15 protein-coding genes are annotated in these 19,141 nt (G+C 73.5%); 8 read left to right on the top strand and 7 right to left on the bottom strand.

Annotated features, from left to right (window positions below):
- Positions 1-53: 53 nt before the first annotated feature.
- Positions 54-1,805 (bottom strand): sigma-70 family RNA polymerase sigma factor, encoded by a 1,752-nt coding sequence (locus ACFWJW_RS36560; protein ID WP_387249378.1) that lies wholly within the window; start codon positions 1,803-1,805, stop codon positions 54-56.
- A gap of 253 nt (positions 1,806-2,058) precedes the next feature.
- Between ACFWJW_RS36560 and radA the strand changes: the two genes are divergently transcribed.
- Positions 2,059-3,471, top strand: a complete 1,413-nt coding sequence (gene radA / locus ACFWJW_RS36555; protein ID WP_387249376.1) for a DNA repair protein RadA — start codon at positions 2,059-2,061, stop codon at positions 3,469-3,471.
- A gap of 125 nt (positions 3,472-3,596) precedes the next feature.
- Positions 3,597-4,721 (top strand): DNA integrity scanning diadenylate cyclase DisA, encoded by a 1,125-nt coding sequence (gene disA, locus ACFWJW_RS36550; protein WP_387249374.1) that lies wholly within the window; start codon positions 3,597-3,599, stop codon positions 4,719-4,721.
- Between the two features lie 150 nt (positions 4,722-4,871).
- Here disA and ACFWJW_RS36545 read toward each other — a convergent pair whose 3' ends face one another.
- Entirely contained in the window at positions 4,872-5,378 is a 507-nt protein-coding gene (locus tag ACFWJW_RS36545) for a pyridoxamine 5'-phosphate oxidase family protein (RefSeq protein WP_387249370.1), read from the bottom strand.
- Between the two features lie 98 nt (positions 5,379-5,476).
- The gene (locus ACFWJW_RS36540; protein ID WP_387249368.1) at positions 5,477-6,766 is read right to left on the bottom strand and encodes a globin domain-containing protein; all 1,290 of its coding nucleotides are present in this window, start codon (positions 6,764-6,766) and stop codon (positions 5,477-5,479) included.
- A gap of 270 nt (positions 6,767-7,036) precedes the next feature.
- Here ACFWJW_RS36540 and ACFWJW_RS36535 point away from each other — a divergent pair, with 270 nt between their 5' ends.
- Positions 7,037-7,735: a response regulator gene (locus ACFWJW_RS36535; RefSeq protein WP_387249365.1), complete on the top strand. Its 699-nt coding sequence runs from the start codon at positions 7,037-7,039 to the stop codon at positions 7,733-7,735.
- A gap of 95 nt (positions 7,736-7,830) precedes the next feature.
- Here ACFWJW_RS36535 and ACFWJW_RS36530 read toward each other — a convergent pair whose 3' ends face one another.
- From ACFWJW_RS36530 to ACFWJW_RS36515, 4 genes are all read right to left on the bottom strand, one after another.
- Positions 7,831-9,441: a GAF domain-containing protein gene (locus tag ACFWJW_RS36530; RefSeq protein WP_387249380.1), complete on the bottom strand. Its 1,611-nt coding sequence runs from the start codon at positions 9,439-9,441 to the stop codon at positions 7,831-7,833.
- A gap of 383 nt (positions 9,442-9,824) precedes the next feature.
- Positions 9,825-10,811: an NAD-dependent epimerase/dehydratase family protein gene (locus tag ACFWJW_RS36525; protein ID WP_387249363.1), complete on the bottom strand. Its 987-nt coding sequence runs from the start codon at positions 10,809-10,811 to the stop codon at positions 9,825-9,827.
- A 409-nt stretch (positions 10,812-11,220) separates the two neighbouring features.
- Positions 11,221-12,036 (bottom strand): hypothetical protein, encoded by an 816-nt coding sequence (locus ACFWJW_RS36520; protein WP_387249361.1) that lies wholly within the window; start codon positions 12,034-12,036, stop codon positions 11,221-11,223.
- A 485-nt stretch (positions 12,037-12,521) separates the two neighbouring features.
- Complete coding sequence (locus ACFWJW_RS36515) at positions 12,522-13,349, bottom strand: hypothetical protein (RefSeq protein WP_387249358.1); 828 nt, start codon at positions 13,347-13,349, stop codon at positions 12,522-12,524.
- 390 nt (positions 13,350-13,739) lie between these two features.
- On the opposite strand from ACFWJW_RS36515, the gene ACFWJW_RS36510 reads away from it, so the two are divergent.
- The 5 genes from ACFWJW_RS36510 to cseC all read left to right on the top strand — a co-directional run bounded on the left by ACFWJW_RS36510 (position 13,740) and on the right by cseC (position 18,870).
- Positions 13,740-14,699 (top strand): A/G-specific adenine glycosylase, encoded by a 960-nt coding sequence (locus ACFWJW_RS36510; protein WP_387249353.1) that lies wholly within the window; start codon positions 13,740-13,742, stop codon positions 14,697-14,699.
- A gap of 667 nt (positions 14,700-15,366) precedes the next feature.
- Positions 15,367-15,972 (top strand): SigE family RNA polymerase sigma factor, encoded by a 606-nt coding sequence (locus tag ACFWJW_RS36505; protein ID WP_371874138.1) that lies wholly within the window; start codon positions 15,367-15,369, stop codon positions 15,970-15,972.
- A gap of 253 nt (positions 15,973-16,225) precedes the next feature.
- Positions 16,226-16,837 carry a hypothetical protein gene (locus ACFWJW_RS36500; protein ID WP_387249351.1) on the top strand — a complete coding sequence of 204 codons (612 nt, stop codon included), beginning with the start codon at positions 16,226-16,228 and terminating at the stop codon, positions 16,835-16,837.
- A gap of 9 nt (positions 16,838-16,846) precedes the next feature.
- Positions 16,847-17,557 (top strand): two-component system response regulator CseB, encoded by a 711-nt coding sequence (cseB, locus tag ACFWJW_RS36495; RefSeq protein WP_042150225.1) that lies wholly within the window; start codon positions 16,847-16,849, stop codon positions 17,555-17,557.
- Positions 17,558-17,565: 8 nt separating this feature from the next.
- On the top strand, positions 17,566-18,870 hold the full coding sequence (cseC, locus tag ACFWJW_RS36490; protein WP_387249348.1) for a two-component system sensor histidine kinase CseC: 1,305 nt from the start codon (positions 17,566-17,568) through the stop codon (positions 18,868-18,870).
- The last annotated feature ends 271 nt before the right edge of the window (positions 18,871-19,141 follow it).

The following is a 19,141-nucleotide window of genomic DNA, read 5'->3' as shown; positions in this document are numbered from 1 at the left end:
CCGGGGCGCGCGCGGGCGGGGCGGGGGGGGGGGGGGGGGGCGGCCGTCTGCGTTCAGCGCGCCGGGTGCGTGGTGTTCGACGGCGTCGAGGACGGGTCCGGACCGGTCGGCTTCGGCGTCGGAGACGTCGGCGTCGGCGTGGGTGACGGCGGCGTATGGGTCGGGGTGGGCGTCGGCCGCGGGGCCGGCCGGGTCGGCTTCGGGTGCGCGGGCCCCGGGCGCTGCGGACCGGCGGCCGGACCGGTCGCGCCGTGGCCCCGCATCGTGACGGCGGTGCCCCCGGGCTCGATGGCGATCCTGGCCCGCCAGTGGCCGGCCGGCTCCCGGTGATGGTCGACATGGACCGTGATCGTGGTGGTCTCGCCGGGCCGCAGCGTGCCCGCCGTACGGCTCAGCTGAAGCCAGGCCGCGCCCGCCGAGGCGTACCAGCGCACCGGGCCGCCGCCGGTGGCGCGGAGCGTGAGGAGCGTGGTCCGGCTCCGCGGCTCGGCGGCGATCATCAGCCTGCCGGGGCCCGACTCCCGGCGGTTCTCCGGGCCGTCCGGCCGCTGCGGGGTGCCGTCCGCGCTGATCACCTCGACGGACACATCGGGCGCCCCGTCGCGCGCCGTGAAGCCGGGCTCCGGCGTCGTCCTGGCGTTGCCGGCGTTCTCGTACGGGCTGCCGCCCAGCCGCGGCCCGGGTGCGGTGTCGCCGGCCGTCACCGAGGGCGAGCCGTCGGCGGCCACATCGGTGGCGGGGGCGCCCCGGTACGCCGCCCACAGGGCCAGCACCGGCGCCGCGACGACGGTGGCGACCACGGTGGTGGTCAGCGCCCGGTTGCGCAGCCGGCGCCGGCGGGCCACCCGGTCCTTCGGCGGGCCCACGGGGAAACCGCTGCGGTCGTAGCGAGGAGAACCGTTTGCCCCACTGGCCCGGCCGCCACCGCCCGCACCGGCCACCCCTTCCGCGCGGCCCGACTTCGTGCGCCGGGCCGCCGCCAGCGCGCCGAGCACGGCCTCCCGGGGCGCGGGGACCAGCGGCAGGCTGCCCCGGTCCACCGGCGCGGTGCCCGGCCAGGTCCCCGGGGCGGTGGCCCGCTCGGCGGTCCGCCGGCACTCGGCGCAGTCGTCGACATGGCGCACCAGCTCCCGGCTCAGCGCCGCGCCCAGCAGCATCTGGGTGTCGCCGGCCAGCTGCGCGACCTCCCGGCAGCGGCCGGACTCGACGACGGCCAGCGCCGCCCGGGTCCGTTCGACCTCGCAGGAGGCGGTGGCCAGCAGCGCGCGGGTGGCGATCGGGTCGGCGCCGAGCACCGCGGCGACCTCGTCCGCCGCGAGCTGGTGGCGCACCGAGAGCTCCAGCGCCTCCCGCTGCTCGGGGGTGGTGCCGGCGGCCTCCGGCCAGGCCAGCGCGGCGAGTTCACGCTGCCGGCGCTCGGCCTCGCGGGCCGCTCCGGGGCCCGGTTTCCCGGCGGGCGGCGCGGTCCGCTCGGCGAGCCGGCGCAAACAGGCCCAGCGGGCGAGGGCGTAGAGCCAGGAGCGGTACAGCGCCGGGTCGGCGGGGCGCCGGCCGCGGTGCCGCTCGGTGAGCGCGAGCGTCTCGCCGAGCACCGCGGTCGCGGCGTCGTGTTCGCACAGCACCGACAGGCAGTAGGTGAACAGCCCGTCCAGATGGGGCTGGTAGCCGTCCCGGCCCCGGTCCGGGGGGCGCGCGGCGTCCGGGCCGGGCCGCTCGGCCGGCTGCGGCCGGCTCCGGCGCCGCGCGTCGCCGCGCGACCGGTGTGCGCCGGTGGAGTGCGTGGGGTGCTCGGGCCTGCTGCTCATCACCCCGGCGACGGTAGGCGGATGATGCAGCCCTGCTTGCTCGCGTTGGACACTTTTAACCCTTACGGGTGACCATCTCCCTCAAAAGGGGACACGAACAGCTCTTTACACGGGCGGTGCGCTCCGTATGCGCCACTCGGTCGGTGCAACCGCCGTCGGCGGCGCCCCCCTGCGCCCCGACGATCGTGCCCGGGGCGCCCGCTCCGCGACGGCTCCCGGCGGCGTTGTCGGACCCCGCCGCTACGGTGACCCCATGGCAACGCGTAAATCGTCGGGCAAGGAGCGTCCCTCCTACCGCTGCACCGAATGCGGCTGGACCACCGCCAAATGGCTCGGCCGCTGTCCCGAGTGCCAGGCGTGGGGCACGGTCGAGGAGTTCGGCAGCGCCCCCGCGGTGCGCACGACCGCGCCCGGCCGGGTCACCACCGCCGCCCTGCCCATCGGCCAGGTCGACGGCAAGCAGGCCACCGCCCGTTCGACGGGCGTGCCCGAGCTGGACCGCGTCCTCGGCGGCGGGCTGGTCCCCGGCGCCGTCGCGCTGGTGGCCGGCGAGCCCGGCGTGGGCAAATCCACCCTGCTGCTGGACGTCGCCGCCAAGGCCGCCTCCGACGCCCACCGCACGCTGTATGTCACCGGCGAGGAGTCCGCGAGCCAGGTACGGCTGCGCGCCGACCGCATCGGCGCCCTCGACGACCATCTGTATCTGGCCGCCGAAACGGACCTGTCCGCGGTGCTCGGCCACCTCGACACCGTCAAGCCGTCGCTGCTGATCCTCGACTCGGTGCAGACCGTCGCCTCCCCCGAGATCGAAGGCGCCCCCGGCGGGATGGCCCAGGTCCGCGAGGTCGCCGGCGCCCTCATCCGGGCCTCCAAGGAACGCGGCATGTCCACCCTCCTGGTGGGCCATGTCACCAAGGACGGCGCCATCGCCGGACCGCGCCTCCTGGAGCATCTCGTCGATGTCGTCCTGCACTTCGAAGGCGACCGGCACGCCCGGCTGCGCCTGGTACGCGGCGTCAAGAACCGCTACGGCACCACCGACGAGGTCGGCTGCTTCGAGCTGCACGACGAAGGCATCACCGGCCTCGCCGACCCCTCCGGCCTCTTCCTGACCCGCCGCGCCGAGCCGGTGCCCGGCACCTGCCTGACCGTGACCCTGGAGGGCCGCCGCCCCCTGGTCGCCGAGGTCCAGGCGCTGACCGTCGACTCCCAGATCCCCTCCCCCCGGCGCACCACCTCCGGCCTGGAGACCTCCCGCGTCTCGATGATGCTCGCCGTCCTGGAGCAGCGCGGCCGGATCAGCGCCCTGGGCAAACGCGACATCTACAGCGCGACGGTCGGCGGCGTGAAGCTGACCGAGCCCGCCGCGGACCTCGCCGTGGCCCTCGCCCTGGCCAGCGCCGCCAGCGACACCCCCCTCCCGAAGAACCTCGTCGCCATCGGCGAGGTGGGCCTCGCGGGCGAGGTCAGAAGGGTCACCGGCGTCCAGCGCCGGCTGTCCGAGGCGGCCCGCCTCGGCTTCACCCACGCCCTCGTCCCCGCCGACCCCGGCAAGATCCCCGACGGGATGCGGGTCCTGGAGGTCGCCGACGTCGGACAGGCACTCAGCGTGCTGCCCAAGCGGGTGCGCCGGGAGGCCCCACAGGAAGAGGGCGCACGCCGGTAGACTTTGCCCTGGTCTCGCCCGTCACCGCAGAATTGCCTGTCGGCCACGTACGCTCCGCTGGTACGTCAACCACAGCATGGGCCGGGCGGCCTGCGGACCGACAGACCTTGTGACGGAGGAGTGCAGTGGCAGCCAACGACCGGGCATCGACTTCCGGCAGGTCCGGTGGAAGCTCCGGCACCGAGAGCCTGATGCGCGCCTCGCTGAGCGCCGTCGCGCCCGGTACCGCCCTGCGCGACGGCCTGGAGCGCATCCTCCGCGGCAACACCGGCGGACTGATCGTCCTCGGCTTCGACAAGACCGTCGAGTCGATGTGTACCGGCGGCTTCGTCCTCGATGTGGAGTTCACCGCGACCCGGCTGCGGGAGCTGTGCAAGCTCGACGGCGCCCTGGTCCTCGACAAGGACATCACCAAGATCATGCGGGCCGGTGTCCAGCTGGTGCCGGACGCCTCCATCCCGACGGAGGAGACCGGCACCCGCCACCGCACCGCCCAGCGCGTCTCCATCCAGGCCGGCTTCCCGGTCGTCTCCGTCAGCCAGTCGATGCGCCTGATCGCCCTCTATGTCGACGGGGAGCGCCGCGTCCTGGAGGAGTCGGCCGCGATCCTCTCCCGCGCCAACCAGGCACTGGCGACGCTGGAGCGCTACAAGCTCCGCCTGGACGAGGTCGCCGGCACCCTCTCCGCCCTGGAGATCGAGGACTTGGTGACGGTCCGCGATGTCACCGCGGTCGCCCAGCGCCTGGAGATGGTCCGCCGGATCGCCACCGAGATCGCCGAGTACGTCGTCGAGCTCGGCACGGACGGCCGGCTGCTCGCCCTCCAGCTGGAGGAGCTGATCGCCGGCGTGGAGCCCGAGCGGGAGCTGGTCGTCCGCGACTATGTCCCCGAGCCGACCGCCAAGCGCTCCCGCACGGTCGCCGAGGCGCTCGCCGAGCTGGACGCCCTCAGCCACACCGAACTCCTCGAACTCCCCATCGTGGCCCGCGCCCTGGGCTACAGCGGCGCCCCCGAGACGCTGGACTCCGCGGTCTCGCCGCGCGGCTTCCGCCTGCTGGCGAAGGTCCCCCGGCTGCCCGGCACGGTCATCGACCGCCTCGTCGACCACTTCGGCGGCCTCCAGAAGCTGCTCGCGGCCAGCGTCGACGACCTCCAGACGGTCGACGGCGTCGGCGAGGCCCGCGCCCGCTCGGTCCGCGAGGGCCTGTCGCGGCTGGCGGAGTCGTCGATCCTGGAGCGGTACGTCTGAGTCGCTCCTGGAGCGGTGCGCCTGAGTCGCTCCTGGAGCGGTACGCCTGAGCGGTGCGTCCAAGGGGACACGCCCTGGTCGCCGCCGACGCTCGCCGTGCGCCGTGGTTCCTCGACGATCCGCTGCAACGCCGCCCCGCGGCCCGTCCGGTCAGGGGCGGGACCCCGTGGCGGGCGCGGGGAGCGCGGCGGTGAGCCGGAGGCCCGTGACCAGGTCGGGGCGGATGCGCAGGGCCTGTTCCCGCTGCCCCTCCGTCCAGGGGTGCAGCAGCTCCCGGTAGTAGGCCAGGTCGCGCGGATCGGTGACCGGCCGGCAGTAGCCGGTGACCACCACGCTCCAGCCGACGTGCGTCACGGGGGCGATGGTGTCCGCCTCGTAGGCGACGACGACGCCCTCGGTGTCGGATTGCCGGGTCGCCGTGGCGATCGCCGCGCCCTGCTGCGTCCGGATGATGATCTCGCCCCGGTCCAGCAGGTGGTTGACCGGGCGGATGGCCGGCAGCGCGTCCTGGGTGAAGACGATCCGGCCCAGCGACACACTGCCGAGGAGCCGCAGCGCCTCCGCACGGTGCAGCGGGGTGCTGTGCCGGGGCCCCGCGGTCCCGGCCCCGCCCGCCCGGGGCACTCCGGCACCGGACCGGGACGACCTGTAGTTCACCGTGCGCTCCCTCTCGTCCTCCCACGCGCTGACCCGCCCAGTAGAAGGGCGGCGAGTACCGCGCGCCAAGGGCCGTTCGGCCCCCGGGCGGGGCGGTGTCAGGCGGCGGGGGAGTCGAGGACCGGGTCGTACCGGACCTGCTCGGCGGGCAGGCCGGCCGCGGTCAGCCGCGCCACGGTCGCACCGACCATCCCGGGCGGACCACTGACGAAGGCCAGGTGCCCGGACCAGCCACCACGGCGGGCCACCGCCTCCGCCACCGGGCCGCGGCCGCCCCCTCCGGCACCCTCGTCGAGCACCGGAACCACATGCAGCCACCGATGGCGCTCCGCCCACCGGGACAGCACCCGCGCGTCGTACAGCTCATCGCGGCTGCGGGCGCCCAGGAACAGCTGCACCCCGCGCCGCTCCCGCACCGCCGGCAGCGCGGGCCCACCGCCGCCGCCCCGGCGCCCGGCCAGCTCCTCCAGCAGCGCCTTGACCGGGGCCCACCCCGTGCCGCCCGCCACCATCAGCAGCTCGCGCGAGGGGTCGTCGTCCAGCGTCATCGTCCCCTGGGCGGGCCCCAGTCGCAGCGTGTCCCCGACCCGGGTGTGCGCCACCAGCGCCTCACTGACCCCTCCGGCGCCGGTCTGCCGCACATGGAACTCCAGCGCGCGCTCCGGCCGCGGGGCTCGCGCGAGGGAGTACTGCCGCCAGGCTTGCGGCAGCAGCGGGGACTCGACGGCGGCGTACTGGCCGGCCCGGTACGGATACGGCTCGTCGGTCCGCACCCGCAGCACCGCGAGGTCCGGGCGGCGCAGCTCATGGCCGACCACCGTGCCGCGCCAGTACGCCGGTTCGGCCAGGGTCGCCTCCGCACCCTCGACCATGGCCGCCACGGCGAACCGCAGCATCCGCACCCACGCCTGCTCCGCCGCCTCGCTCCAGCCCGGCCCCGCGGACTTCCGCAGCGCCACGCACAAGGCCGCCTCGAACGTCTCGTAGTGCACCGGCCGCACCCCGAGTTTGCGGTGGTCCCGGCCGAGCCGGGTGAAGAACGCGGCCACCTCGTCGGGGCGGTCCAGATTCTCGATCACGTAGCGAAAGGCGCGGGCCAGATGGGACCGCTGGAACTCCATCGACGCGGGAAACAGCCGCCGCAGGGACGGCCGACGCGCGAACATCTCGTCGTAGAGACGGCCGATCAGCTCGTCGAACGGGGTCACCAACGGCAGATGACGCATGATCAGCCGCTGGTCGGCGGCGCCGTCGTAGGGCACCGCCGACGCTAAGTCCGGCTCCGGGGAACGGTCCTGGCCCAGCATCCGCCGCCGCAGCCGCATCGCGTCGTGCCGGGCCAGCAGTGCGTGGTACTCGTGGCCGACGGTGCCCGTAAAGGCATGCATGAGCGGACCTCCTGGCTGCGACGACGGACCGGGCGACGGGATGCCGGGGATGCCACGGTCCGGAAAGGGGCGCCAGTATGGCAGCGGGCCGCGGTGCCCCATCGGCCCTGCTCCCCAGGGCCGTTCGGCCCTTTCGCCCCCGCCGCGCACCCCGCGATGCTCGACGTCAGGGCCCCTCCGGGCACGGCACGCCCACCAGGGCCACACATACTGAGAGACCCCTCAACGGACCGGCACCCCGCACCTACCGGGCGACCAAGCGAGCACTGAATGAACCTGCACCCCGCACCCGCCGCGCCGCTGCGCGTCTTCATCCTCGACGACCACGAGGTGGTCCGGCGCGGGGTGCGGGACCTCCTCGAAGCGGAGGAGGACATCGAGGTCGTGGGCGAGGCGGGCGACCGGCGGCAGGCGCTCGCACGGGTACCGGCCGCCCGCCCGCGGGTGGCGGTGCTCGACGTCCGCCTCGGCGGCGGCGACGGCCCCGGCGGCGACCACGAAGGCATCGAGGTGTGCCGGGAGTTACGCGCCCGGATGCCGGAACTGGCCTGCCTGATGCTGACCTCGTTCGACGACGACGAAGCGCTCTTCGACGCCATCATGGCGGGGGCCGCCGGCTACGTCCTCAAGCAGATCAACGGATCCGGCCTGGTCCACGCGGTGCGCACGGTGGCGGCGGGCGAATCCATGCTGGATCCGCGCACCGCGTCCCGGGTGATGGCGCGGCTGCGCGACCCCCACGAGACGCCCGGGGCACCGCCGTCGGAGCTGGACCGGCTCTCGCCCCGGGAACGGCAGGTGCTGGAGCTGATCGGCGAGGGACTGACCAACCGGGAGATCGCCGACCGGCTGTTCCTCGCGGAGAAGACCGTCAAGAACCGCGTCTCGGCCATCCTCGCCAAGCTGGGAGTGGGCCGCCGCGTCCAGGCGGCGATGGTCGCCGAGCGCGTCCGGGAACAGCGGGGCTGAGCGGAGGTACGGCCGGTACTCCGGGGGCGCCTTGATGCCTGAACGGGGGGGCAGAGCGGCAGGGGTCGCCCCGACAACGCTCAGCCCGGAGGCGATCAGACCGGCAGCGGAACCCGCCACACGATCCGGGTGCCGCCCGGATCCGGGGAATCGACCGTCAGCCGGCCCCCGTGCATCTCGGCCCGCGCCCGCATATTGGCCAGGCCCCCCGTATGCCGCGCGGCGCCCACCCCCACCCCGTCGTCCACCACCGTCAGCGTCACCTCGTCCGCCACCGTCAGCGCGACATCGAGGCGCCGGGCGCGGGCGTGCCGGGCGGCGTTGCTGAGGGCCTCCGCGGTCACCGCCAGGATGTGCGGAGCCAGGTCGTCGGGGACGCTGGTGTCCGCCGGGCCGTCGATCCGCAGCGACGGGGTGAAGCCCAGCGTGCGCGCCGCCGCCCGTACGGCGTCGGTGAGCCCGCGGCGCAGCCCCGCACCGCCGGCACCGTCCCCGGCCGTGCGCAGTTCGAAGATGGTGGACCGGATGATCTTGATGGTGGTGTCCAGATCGTCGACCGCCCGCCCGACCCGCTCCGCCGCCTCCGGCCGGTCGATCAGCCGGGTCGCGCTCTGCAAGGTGATCCCGGTGGCGAACAGCCGCTGAATGGCCAGATCATGCAGGTCCCGGGCGATGCGGTCCCGGTCGTGGAAGACCGCCAGCTCCTCCGACTCCGCCCGCCGCCGGCCGAGTTCCAGGGCGATCACGGCCTGATCGGCGAAACCCGAGATCAGCGCCACCTCGGTCTCGTCGAAGGCCGGCCGGCCCGCCAGCCGGCACAGCCGCAGCGCCCCGCGCCCGATCTCGACCTGAAGCGGCACGGCGACCGCCGGACCGTACTCCTCGTCCGCCCCCGTGCCCGCCCCCAGCGGATACGCCCGCGGATCGCTCCGTAAATCGGCGCTGACCACCGGCCGCCCCGTACGCGCCGCCGTACCCGGCAGCGACCCCTCGGCCGGCACCGTCAGCCCCGCGATACGGCCGGCGCCCGCGCCGTGCGCCACCGCCACCGCCAGCCGGTCCGGGGCCGACGGCACCGGCAGCAGCACCGCCGCGCAGTCGGCGCCGGCGACCTCCATGGCCCGCTCGGCGATCAGCCGCAGCACCTGGCCCGCCTCCGTACCGGACAGCAGGCTCCGGGTGATCTCGCCCAGCGCCTCCAGCCAGCGCTCCCGGCGGCGGCTCTCGTGGTACATCCGGGCGTTGTCGATCGCCACCCCCGCCGCGATGGACAACGTGGTCACCACCGCCTCGTCATCGGCGTCGAACGAGCCGCCGCCCCGCTTCTCGGTGAGGTAGAGATTGCCGAACACCTCGTCACGCACCCGGACCGGCACCCCGAGGAACGTCCGCATCGGCGGATGGTGGGCGGGAAACCCGTAACTGCGCGGGTGGCGGGACAGATCGGTGAGCCGCAGCGGCTCGGGATGGCGGATGAGCTCACCGAGGATGCCCCGGCCGCACGGTAACGGGCCGATCGACGCGATGAGCTCCTCGGACATCCCCACCGGCAGGAACTGCGAGAGCCGCTGCCCGTCACCGACCACGCCGAGCGCGCCGTACTCCGCGTCGGTGAGGGCGACCGCCGCCTCCACGATGCCCCCGAGCACCTGCGGCAGCTCCAGCCCCCGCCCCAGGCCCATCACCGCGTCGAGCAGACTGCGCATCCGCTCCTCCGGTGCGCGCAGGTGCGGCCAACGCGCCTCCGGCGCGGGCCACTTCGGATCGGACATGACCGCACTGCCCCCCACTGCCCCGAAACCCGTCCCTGATCAGCAGCGTACGCGAGCACCCCGGCCGGCCCGCCCGGAGACCGCGTCGACCGGCCATCCTCTCCCCCTCCCGCTGGGGCGTCGCGAGCCAGGCGGGACTTTGCGGACACGCCGTAGGGCCTCCCGGTCCGACGAGAGGGCTGTTCGGCCCTGGAGCCCCGGCACCCCCGGGCCCGAGCATGGTGCCACCGGGAAGGGCCGAGCCTCCCCCGTGCTCATGTCCCGGCCCTTCCCGGTCCATTGGCGGGTTTTGCGGGCCGGGACGCGCATGAACCAGCTCACCCCCGCAGGACGGCGGCCTCCTTCTCCGCCGGCAGCCCCACCACCGGCCGGTCCGGCCGCTGCGGCGCCACCCCGCCGATGCGCTGGAGCCAGGCCCAGGTGTCGGCGACCGTCTCCCCGACGGGACGGCAACGCAGCCCCGCCGCCAGGGCCTTGGACACATCGGAACCGTAGATCGCCGCATCCGGTTCGCCGGGCGCCAGCCAGACCGGCAGCTCGATCCAGGGCGAAATACCGGCGGCGAGGACATCCTCGGGAGCGGTCCAGCGCAGCTCCGCGTCCGCGCCGGTGACCGTCACACAACTCTCCAGGAATTCCTCCATCGTGGCGTGCCCGACCTCGCTCACCAGGTTGTACGCACCACCACGCCCCGCCTCCAGCGCCTCGACCGTCCATGCGGCCAGATCCCGGACGTCGATGTACTGAAGCGCCAACTCCCGCGGCCCCGGCGCGAGGACCGGCCCACCGCGGGCGATCCGGTTCAGCCACCACGGCAGCCGCCCGATGTTCTCGTACGGCCCGAGGATCAGCCCCGCACGCAGCAGCAGCGCCCGGTCCCCGAACACCTCGGCCGCGGCCAGCTCACCACCCCGCTTGGCCTGCGCATAATCCTCGGCGTCCGTGGCATCGGGGGAGCCCGCCACCACCGGGGCCTGCTCGTCGAAGGGAGGCGTGGGCGGAAAGGCATACACCGAACCGCTGGAGACATACGCGTACCTCCCGACCCGCCCGGACAGCAGCCGCGCCGCGTCCCGCACCGCCGCCGGCGCACCGCTCCAGGTGTCGACGACGGCGTCCCACTCCCCCTCCTCCAGGGCCGCGAGCCCCGCCGCGCTCCCACGGTCACCGTGCAGCGCCGTCGCCCCCTCCGGCGGCGCATGCGTCCCCCGGTGGAACACCGTCACCTCCCACCCCCGCGCCAGCGCCGCCTCGGCAACCGCCCGCCCCACGAACTCCGTACCACCCAGCATCAGTAGCTTCATAACGGCGACTGTGCCGGACACCACCACCCACCACCAGCAACGCACGCTCTCAGCGGAATCCCTCTGGGCGGAATAAGGGGAGGGGGCGCTTCCGTGGGTTGGGGAGGGGCGCTTCCGCGCGTTGGGGCGGCCGGGGATCCGGCTGTGGGCGGGGCCGGTTGGAACGGGTCGGTGGTGGTCGGCTCCGACCGGTGGCGGGGGTGCTTCCGCGCCTTGGAGCGGCCGGGTATCCGGCTCGGGACAGTACCGGTCGGGGCCCGGCGTAGTGGTCGGAGCCGGGCGGCACTGGTCGGCTCCGACCGGTGCCGGTTGGAGCCATGCGCGGCCTCACCCCCGGGCCTCAGGCGGCAGCCTCAGCCGCCAGCCCTCAGCCCTCAGCCCTCAGCCCTCAGCCCTCAGCCCTCAGCCCTCAGCCCTCAGCCAGGACGAACGTCGTACGGGCCGCCTCCAGACCCGGCACCTTCGCCTCGATCTCATACCTGCCGGCGGGCACCTTGGCCGAACTCGGCGTGGCGCACTGCGGGCCGCTGGCCCGGCGGTCCCACTCGATGGTGCGCTGCACGGACCCCTTGGCCGGCACCTGCAACAGCGCGGGCGCGGTGCCCGACGGGCAGTCGTTCGAGGCCCACACCCGTTCGTCGCCCGCGGCATCGCTGATGGTGAGCACCGCGGCCTTCTGCCCGAGATCCACCTTGCAGGCCGCCCCGGCCGCATTCTCGATCGTCAGCTCGAACTTCGGCCGGGTACCGGGCGCGTAGGAGTGCTTGACGCTACGAAGATCCAACTCCGCCTTGCCGGAAACACAGTTGGGGAGGGAGGAACCGGTCGCGACGGCGTTCTTACCGGAACCCTGACCGATCGGCCCGCTCCCGGAACCGGAACCACCGGATCCTCCGCTACCGCCGGAACTTCCACTGCCGCCACCCGCGGCGCCCGACCCGCCGGAACCGGAACCCGATCCCCCGTCGTCGCCCGACTCATCGCGCCCGCCCGGCTTTTGGTCGTTCACCGGCCCGCTGGCGGAAGGGCCCGGCGTGATGGACGTCGCGGGGCCCTTGCCGTGCGACCCCTTGCCCTCATCGCCGCTCCCGCCGCCGCCCCCGCCCCAGTTGACGGCCCACACCACCAGGAGGGCGAGCAGGACGACGATGGCCAGCGCAACGGCCCTCCGCCGCCAGTAGATGGAGGAGGGAAGCGGCCCGATCGGATTGCGCAGTGATCCCACGCGGAAACTCTACGAGAGATCGGCCCCCGCACCGGCCAGTACCCGCCGCTTCCGACTGCAACTTTTCCCATGATCGGCCCGGAGCCGCCCCGGACCCGGCCGGAAGCCGCCACCCGGCCGCGTCCCGGTCCCAACGAGCCTGACACCCCGCTAGCCCCCGACCTGCCCCACCCGGCCTTACTTTCGGCCGACTACGCCGCCCCTGCCGATCGTCAGCAGCGGCACAACCAGACCGGCCCACACGGCCGTTGATCATGAACAGCCCCCACTCTCTACCGCGCCCTCACCGCCCTCACCACGCCCCCGACCGGCTCCGCCCCCTGACCGAACCCGGCACCGAGGGCGGACTCCTGCTCCTGCTGGCGGCGGCGTTGCCCGTGTGCTGGTGAGGCCCACAGCCGCCCCCGGACCTCACCACCCGCCGAGCTCCGCGCCCGGGAGGCTCAGCCCCGCGCCCCTGGGACTCACCCCCGCGCCCCAGAGGCTCAGCCCCGCGACCACTCCTCCTTGTGGCCGAAGCCCTGGCCGTTGTCGATCAGCCGCAGCCAGTCGGGGCGCAGCTCCCAGAGCGTGGTCCGCTCCAGGGCGGCGCGCAGCCGGTCGCTCGCCGCGACGAACGGAAAGCGCTCGACGTAGACCTGCCAGCCGGCCGCCCGCTCTGCGCCGGTCAGCGGACGACAGCGCCCCCGGCCCTGAAGCCCCGTCAGGCCGCTCCACTCTTGACCATCCCGCTGCGCCGTGAACGCGACCCGCGCGCCGGGCTCCGCGAGGGCCCGGCCGTGCCGCGTCGTGGTCGCGGTGACGAAGTACAGCGCGGGCCCTGCACCGGCCTCCAGGCCGCCCGTCACATCGACAGCCCCGCCGACCCCCACACCCGATACACCGGGCGTACCCAACACGCCGGACGCACCCGACTCACCGGCCTCGTCGACCTCGTCGGCCTCGTCGATCGCGCCGGGCGCCTTGGCCGTGCCGGCCGCGGCGGTCCCCTCGGCCCAGTCGGTGACCGGCACCCCGGTCGCGTACAGCACCGCGCATGCCTGCGGCCCGTCCTCATCCACGTACGCGAGCGTCATCGTCGTATGCGCGGCCAGCGCCCGCAGGATCACCTCCGGGCAGACCGGCCCGGCCGCAGTGTCAGCCCCCTCCGCGTCGCCCGCGTGGCTCGCGTCGCCCGTCTGGCCCGTGTCGCCGGCCTGGCTCGCGTGGCCCGCCTGGCTCGCGTGGCCCGCGAAGCCCGTGCCTTCCGCCCCACCCGCGCCGTCCGCGCGGGCCTCACCATCCGCGCCGTCCGCTCCGCTCATCTCCGCCATGCCCGCATCCTCGCTTGTTGTCTCCTTGGCCTCGCTTGCCGCCTCCTTCTATTCCAGCAACGATTACGGAGAGTAGCTAGTTCCTGGCGGGGCGTGGCCGCCGAGGCGCCACGCCGGTCCCCCGCATCGCACGCCCCCCCACCCACCGCCGGGCCACCGGACCACCGGGCCGCCTGGACCACCGGGCCGCCGGGCACCGGGCAACCGCCCCCCAGCCGATCACCCCACCCCAACACCGGGCCACCACCCCCATGCCCCATCCCACCCCTCCCTACCCTCCAGTAGCACCCGCTCGTGAGTGGTTGGTCGTCCTGCGTGTGGGTGGGCGTGCGGCGGGGCGGGCCCGGTGCGTTTCCTGGGCGAGGCCGGACGTGCCAGGATCGGCATGCCATGACTTCGACGCCTGTCACCACCACTGCCACGACCGCCGCCGCCGAGACCGCTTCCGCCGCCGACGCGGCCGCGGAAGCCGCCGACGGGACCGCGCTGCACGGCCCGGTCACCGACTGGTTCGACGAGCACGCCCGCGATCTGCCCTGGCGCCGCCCCGAAGCGGGCGCCTGGGGTGTGATGGTGAGCGAGTTCATGTTGCAGCAGACCCCGGTCAGCAGAGTGCTGCCGGTGTACGAGCAGTGGCTGGCCCGCTGGCCGCGCCCCGCCGACCTGGCCGCCGAGGCGCCGGGCGAGGCGGTCCGGGCCTGGGGCCGGCTCGGCTATCCGCGCCGCGCGCTGCGGCTGCACGCCGCCGCGTCCGCGATACAGGAGCGGCACGGCGGCGACGTACCGCGTGAGCACGGCCAGTTGCTGGCGCTGCCCGGCGTCGGTGAGTACACGGCCGCCGCGGTCGCGTCCTTCGCGTACGGGCAGCGGCACGCGGTGCTGGACACCAATGTGCGCCGGGTGTTCGCCCGCGCGGTGGCCGGCCGCCAGTTCCCGCCGAACGCCACCACCGCGGCCGAGCGCAAGCTCGCGCGTGCGCTGCTGCCCGAGGACGAGCAGCTCGCGGCGCGCTGGGCGGCGGCCACGATGGAGCTGGGTGCGCTGCTGTGCACGGCGCGTACGCCGGAGTGTCACCGTTGTCCGATCGCGGCGCAGTGCGCGTGGCGGCAGGCCGGGTCGCCGGCGCACGACGGTCCGCCCCGTCGTACGCAGACCTACGCCGGTACCGACCGGCAGGTCCGCGGCAAGCTGCTGGCCGTGCTGCGTGAGGCGGTCGCGCCGGTGCCGCAGCAGGTGCTGGACGCGGTGTGGGACGAGCCGGTGCAGCGGGCGCGGGCGCTGGACGGGCTGGTCTCGGACGGTCTGGTCGAGCCGCTGGGCGGCGGCCGGTACCGGCTGCCGCTGACGTAGCCGGGCCGCCATCCGCGCAGGAGCACGGCTGCCGACGACACCTGTGCACGGCTGCCGCTGACACCTGCGCACGGCTGCCGTGACCTGGCCCGGCTGTCACCCACGCGGAAACGCGACCGTCACACGTACCGGACCACAGCCGTCACACACGCAAGCCCGCGGCCGTCAGACACGCAGGCCCGAGGCCGTCACACGTACAAGACCGCGCCCCTCACCCACGCAGGCCCGAGGCCGTCACACAACCAAGACCGTGGCCGTCACACACAAGCCCCCGGCCCCCACCCCCACCGGACCACGCCCGCCCCCAGCCCTCACACCTCACACGCACAGCAAATAAGGAGGCGCGACCGCTTCGGCGGCCGCGCCTCCCGGTATGACGGCGGGCTGTCTGATGCGTTATCACTTTTAGGGCAGCGTGACCGAAAGGTGCTGCGATACGGCCTGAAGAAGGCCCTCGCCGGGCACGGTTGCCGTCGTGTCACGGCCGATAGGTCCTGTGGCGGGGGTGCTTCTCCCCCCGGAGTATGACGTGCAGAGGTCTGCCGTCCGTCCGAAGTAGGACCCCTGGCGCGCTGTTACACAACCGAGTGTTTTCCGTGCACTCGCTGTGGGGCCGACGCACATTACGTCGCAACACCCCCTCCGTAGCGTCTTCCTCGTGCTGGAGATGACCGCCGGCACGGCCAACGTGGGGAAACGAAAGCGGATCGGAGGCGTCGAGATGGCGACCAGCGGCGGCAAGGTACTGGACTTCGAAGAGTACGTTCGTACGCGGCAGGAGGCCCTGCTGCGGAGCGCCCGGCGCCTCGTGCCCGATCCGGTCGACGCTCAGGATCTGTTGCAGACCGCTCTGGTCCGCACCTACGGCCGCTGGGACGGCATCGCGGACAAGTCGCTGGCCGACGCCTACCTCCGCCGCGTCATGATCAACACCCGGACGGAGTGGTGGCGGGCGCGCAAGCTGGAGGAGGTGCCCACCGAGCAGCTTCCGGACGCGAGCGTGGACGACGGCACCGAGCAGCGCGCGGACCGGGCCCTGCTGATGGACATCCTGGGGGTGCTCGCTCCGAAGCAGCGCAGCGTCGTGGTGCTGCGACACTGGGAGCAGATGAGCACGGAGGAGACCGCGGCGGCGCTCGGGATGTCGACGGGTACCGTCAAGAGCACGCTGCACCGTGCGCTGGCGCGGCTGCGTCAGGAGCTTCAGATGCGCGACATAGACGCCCGGATGCTGGAGCGCGGCGAGCGGGAGCGGGAGCGGTGCGCGGCCTGACGGCCGGCGCACGGCACGCGGGACACGGCACGACGCACGACATCACACCAGTTACCAGACGAAAACTATCCTTACCGGTGAAAACGGGCAGAACGACGGGCGCCTTACGGCTCCGGGCTCGACGCGCGACAATCACTTCAGGAACAGCAGCGGGATCAGCGGCTGTGCGAGCAGCACGGTGAGCGGGAGCGGATTGTCCAGGTACAGGTTGACCAGATGCGGGTTGACCAGAGGCGGCGCGGCCACGGCAGGAGTGGCCGCCGTCGGCCTTTTGCTGGCCGGATGCAATCCGGGGGGCGAGGGCGTCCGCAGCGAGGGCTCCGCGACCAGCACCCCCGTGCCCCCCAAGGGCCCGGTGAGCAGCACTCCCAGCCCGGCCTCGACCACGGACTACAAGAAGGTCGACGCGGTCCAGCTGCTGAAGGACGACCCGAAGGTCGGCGCGTTCGTGAAGAAGTCCCTGGCCAAGCCGTGCGCCGCCGACGAGTACCCGGTCGAGGTGACCTATGCGTCGCTGACCGGCAGCAAGTCCCCCGATGTCATCGTCAACGTCATGACCTGCGCGGATTCCGTCGGGATCGGCTCGTACGTCTACCGCAAGCACAGCGGCACGAAGCTCGGGTATGACAACGTGTACACGAACGAACAGCCGTCGGTCTCCGCCGGGGTCAACAAGGGCGAGCTGGAGGTCTCCAAGCAGACCTATGACACCGGCGACAAGGTGTGCTGCCCCTCCGGTGAGGATGTGATGCCCTACCGCTGGTCGGGTGGCCGCTTCGTCGAGTACCACGGCTATCACACCGACTACAGCAAGACCACCGTCGACGGCGCCACGCCGGACGGCGGCACGGGATCGGAGGGTTGAGACAACCGCATGGCCGAGACCCATGTGCTCTTCGTCGAGGACGATGACGTCATCCGCGAGGCCACTCAGCTCGCTCTGGAGCGGGACGGCTTCGTGGTCACCGCGATGCCCGACGGGCTCGCGGGGCTGGAGGCGTTCCGTGCCAACCGTCCGGACATCGCCCTGCTCGATGTGATGGTGCCGGGGCTCGACGGTGTCAGCCTGTGCCGGCGGATCCGCGACGAGTCGACGGTTCCCGTGATCATGCTGTCGGCGCGTGCCGATTCCATCGATGTGGTGCTCGGTCTGGAGGCCGGCGCCGACGACTACGTCACCAAGCCGTTCGACGGTGCGGTGCTGGTCGCCCGGATCCGTGCCGTGCTGCGCCGCTTCGGTCACGCCAGCGGGCCGGAGCGCGGCGGTGCCGCGGCGGCCGAGGCGGACGATCCCGCCGAGGCGGTGCTGCGGTTCGGTGATCTGGAGGTCGACACCGAGGGCATGGAGGTGCGCAAGGGCGGCCGGAACGTCGCGCTGACGCCCACCGAGATGCGGCTGCTGCTGGAGTTCTCGAACGCGCCGGGTACGGTCCTGTCGCGGGACCGGCTGCTGGAGCGGGTCTGGGACTACGGCTGGGGTGGTGACACCCGGGTGGTGGACGTCCATGTCCAGCGGCTGCGCGGCAAGATCGGCCAGGACCGGATCGAGACGGTTCGCGGCTTCGGATACAAGCTGAGAGGCTGACACCTCCGGTGGTCAGGCTGGCCCTGCGGACGGGCCTGAGATGGAAGCTCAGCGCCGCGATCGCGCTCGTCGGAGCGCTGGTCGCGATCGCGCTGAGCCTTGTCGTACACAACGCCGCCCGGCATTCCATGCTCGACAACAGCCGGGATGTGCAGATCGAGCGGCTCAACTTCACGCAGAAGATCTTCGAGTCCACCAACCGGCTCCAGTTCGGCGCGAAGATCAATGATCCGTCGCTGCCGCAGCCGCTGCGTGACGAGGTCGCCAAGAACAAGCGCGCCACCTATCTCCAGGACACCGGGCAGACCGCCCCCGAGGTGTGGGCGGCCTCCCCGCTCAGCAACAACCGGGTGCTGTCCATCCACGACAGTTTCCCGGACCGCTTCGCCGTCCTGGACGATCTGGACCAGGCGCTGGTGATCGGCTCGACCGCGGTGGTGGTCGGCGGCTGTGCGCTGGGGGTGCTGGTCGGCGGGCGGCTCTCCAAGCGGCTGCGGAAGGCGGCCGCGGCGGCCGGCAAGCTCGCCGACGGCGACACCTCGGTCCGTATCCGCGACGAGGTCGGCAGCGGCCGGGTGCGGGACGAGACCGACGATCTGGCGTGGGCCGTGGATGCCATGTCGGACGCCCTACAGGAGCGGATCGAGGCCGAGCGGCGGGTCACCGCCGATATCGCGCATGAGCTGCGCACTCCGGTCACCGGTCTGCTGACCGCCGCCGAGCTGCTGCCGCCGGGCCGCCCGTCCGAGCTGGTGCGCGACCGGGCGCAGGCGCTGCGGACCCTGGTCGAGGATGTGCTGGAGGTGGCGCGGCTCGACGGCCATGCGGAGCGGGCCGAGCTCCAGGACGTGGTGCTCGGGGAGTTCGTCGCCCGCCGGGTGCGGGCCCTGGACCCGGACATCGTCGTCGACGTCGTACGGGACGCCGATGTCACCACCGATCCGCGCCGGCTGGAGCGGATCCTCGGCAATCTCATCGCCAATGCGGCCCGGCACGGCCGGCCGCCGATCGAGGTCACCGTCGAGGGCCGGGTGCTGCGGGTACGGGACCACGGTCCGGGTTTCCCCGAGGCGTTGTTGCGGGAGGGTCCGAGCCGCTTCCGTACGGGCAGCAGCGACCGGGCGGGCCGCGGCCACGGGCTGGGGCTGACGATCGCGGCGGGCCAGGCGCGGGTGCTGGGTGCCCGCCTCACGTTCCGCAACGCGGATGAGCTCACGGATGGTTCGAGCGGGGCGGTGTCGGTTCTCTGGCTGCCGGAGAATGCTCCTACTAATACGGGGAGCTTTCCGGTTATTCAGCTACCGGAGCGCTAGGGGCGCGCTTCCCACGTTTTCGGCTTTCCCGCCGTGGTCGTTGCTCACCGTTTGTTGCCCGCTGCGCGGTGCCGCCCGCTGCGCTTTGCCTTCGGCCCACGTTTTTGGCTGTCCCGCCGTGGTCGTTGCTCACCGTTTGTTGCCCGCTGCGCGGTGCACCCGCCGTTGCGCCTGCGGCGGGCGGGGTCCGCTGCGCGGGGCTGTGGGTGCGGTGACGGGCCTCCGGGGCCTGGTGTGTGGACTGCTTCGCTTTACGTCCACACACCAGGCC

Origin of the sequence: Streptomyces sp. NPDC127097, from assembly GCF_042724075.1 — a bacterium.
Taxonomy (GTDB): Bacteria; Actinomycetota; Actinomycetes; order Streptomycetales; family Streptomycetaceae; genus Streptomyces.
The sequence above is the reverse complement of the archived record's forward strand: the minus strand, read 5'-3'. Positions and strand labels throughout refer to the sequence as shown.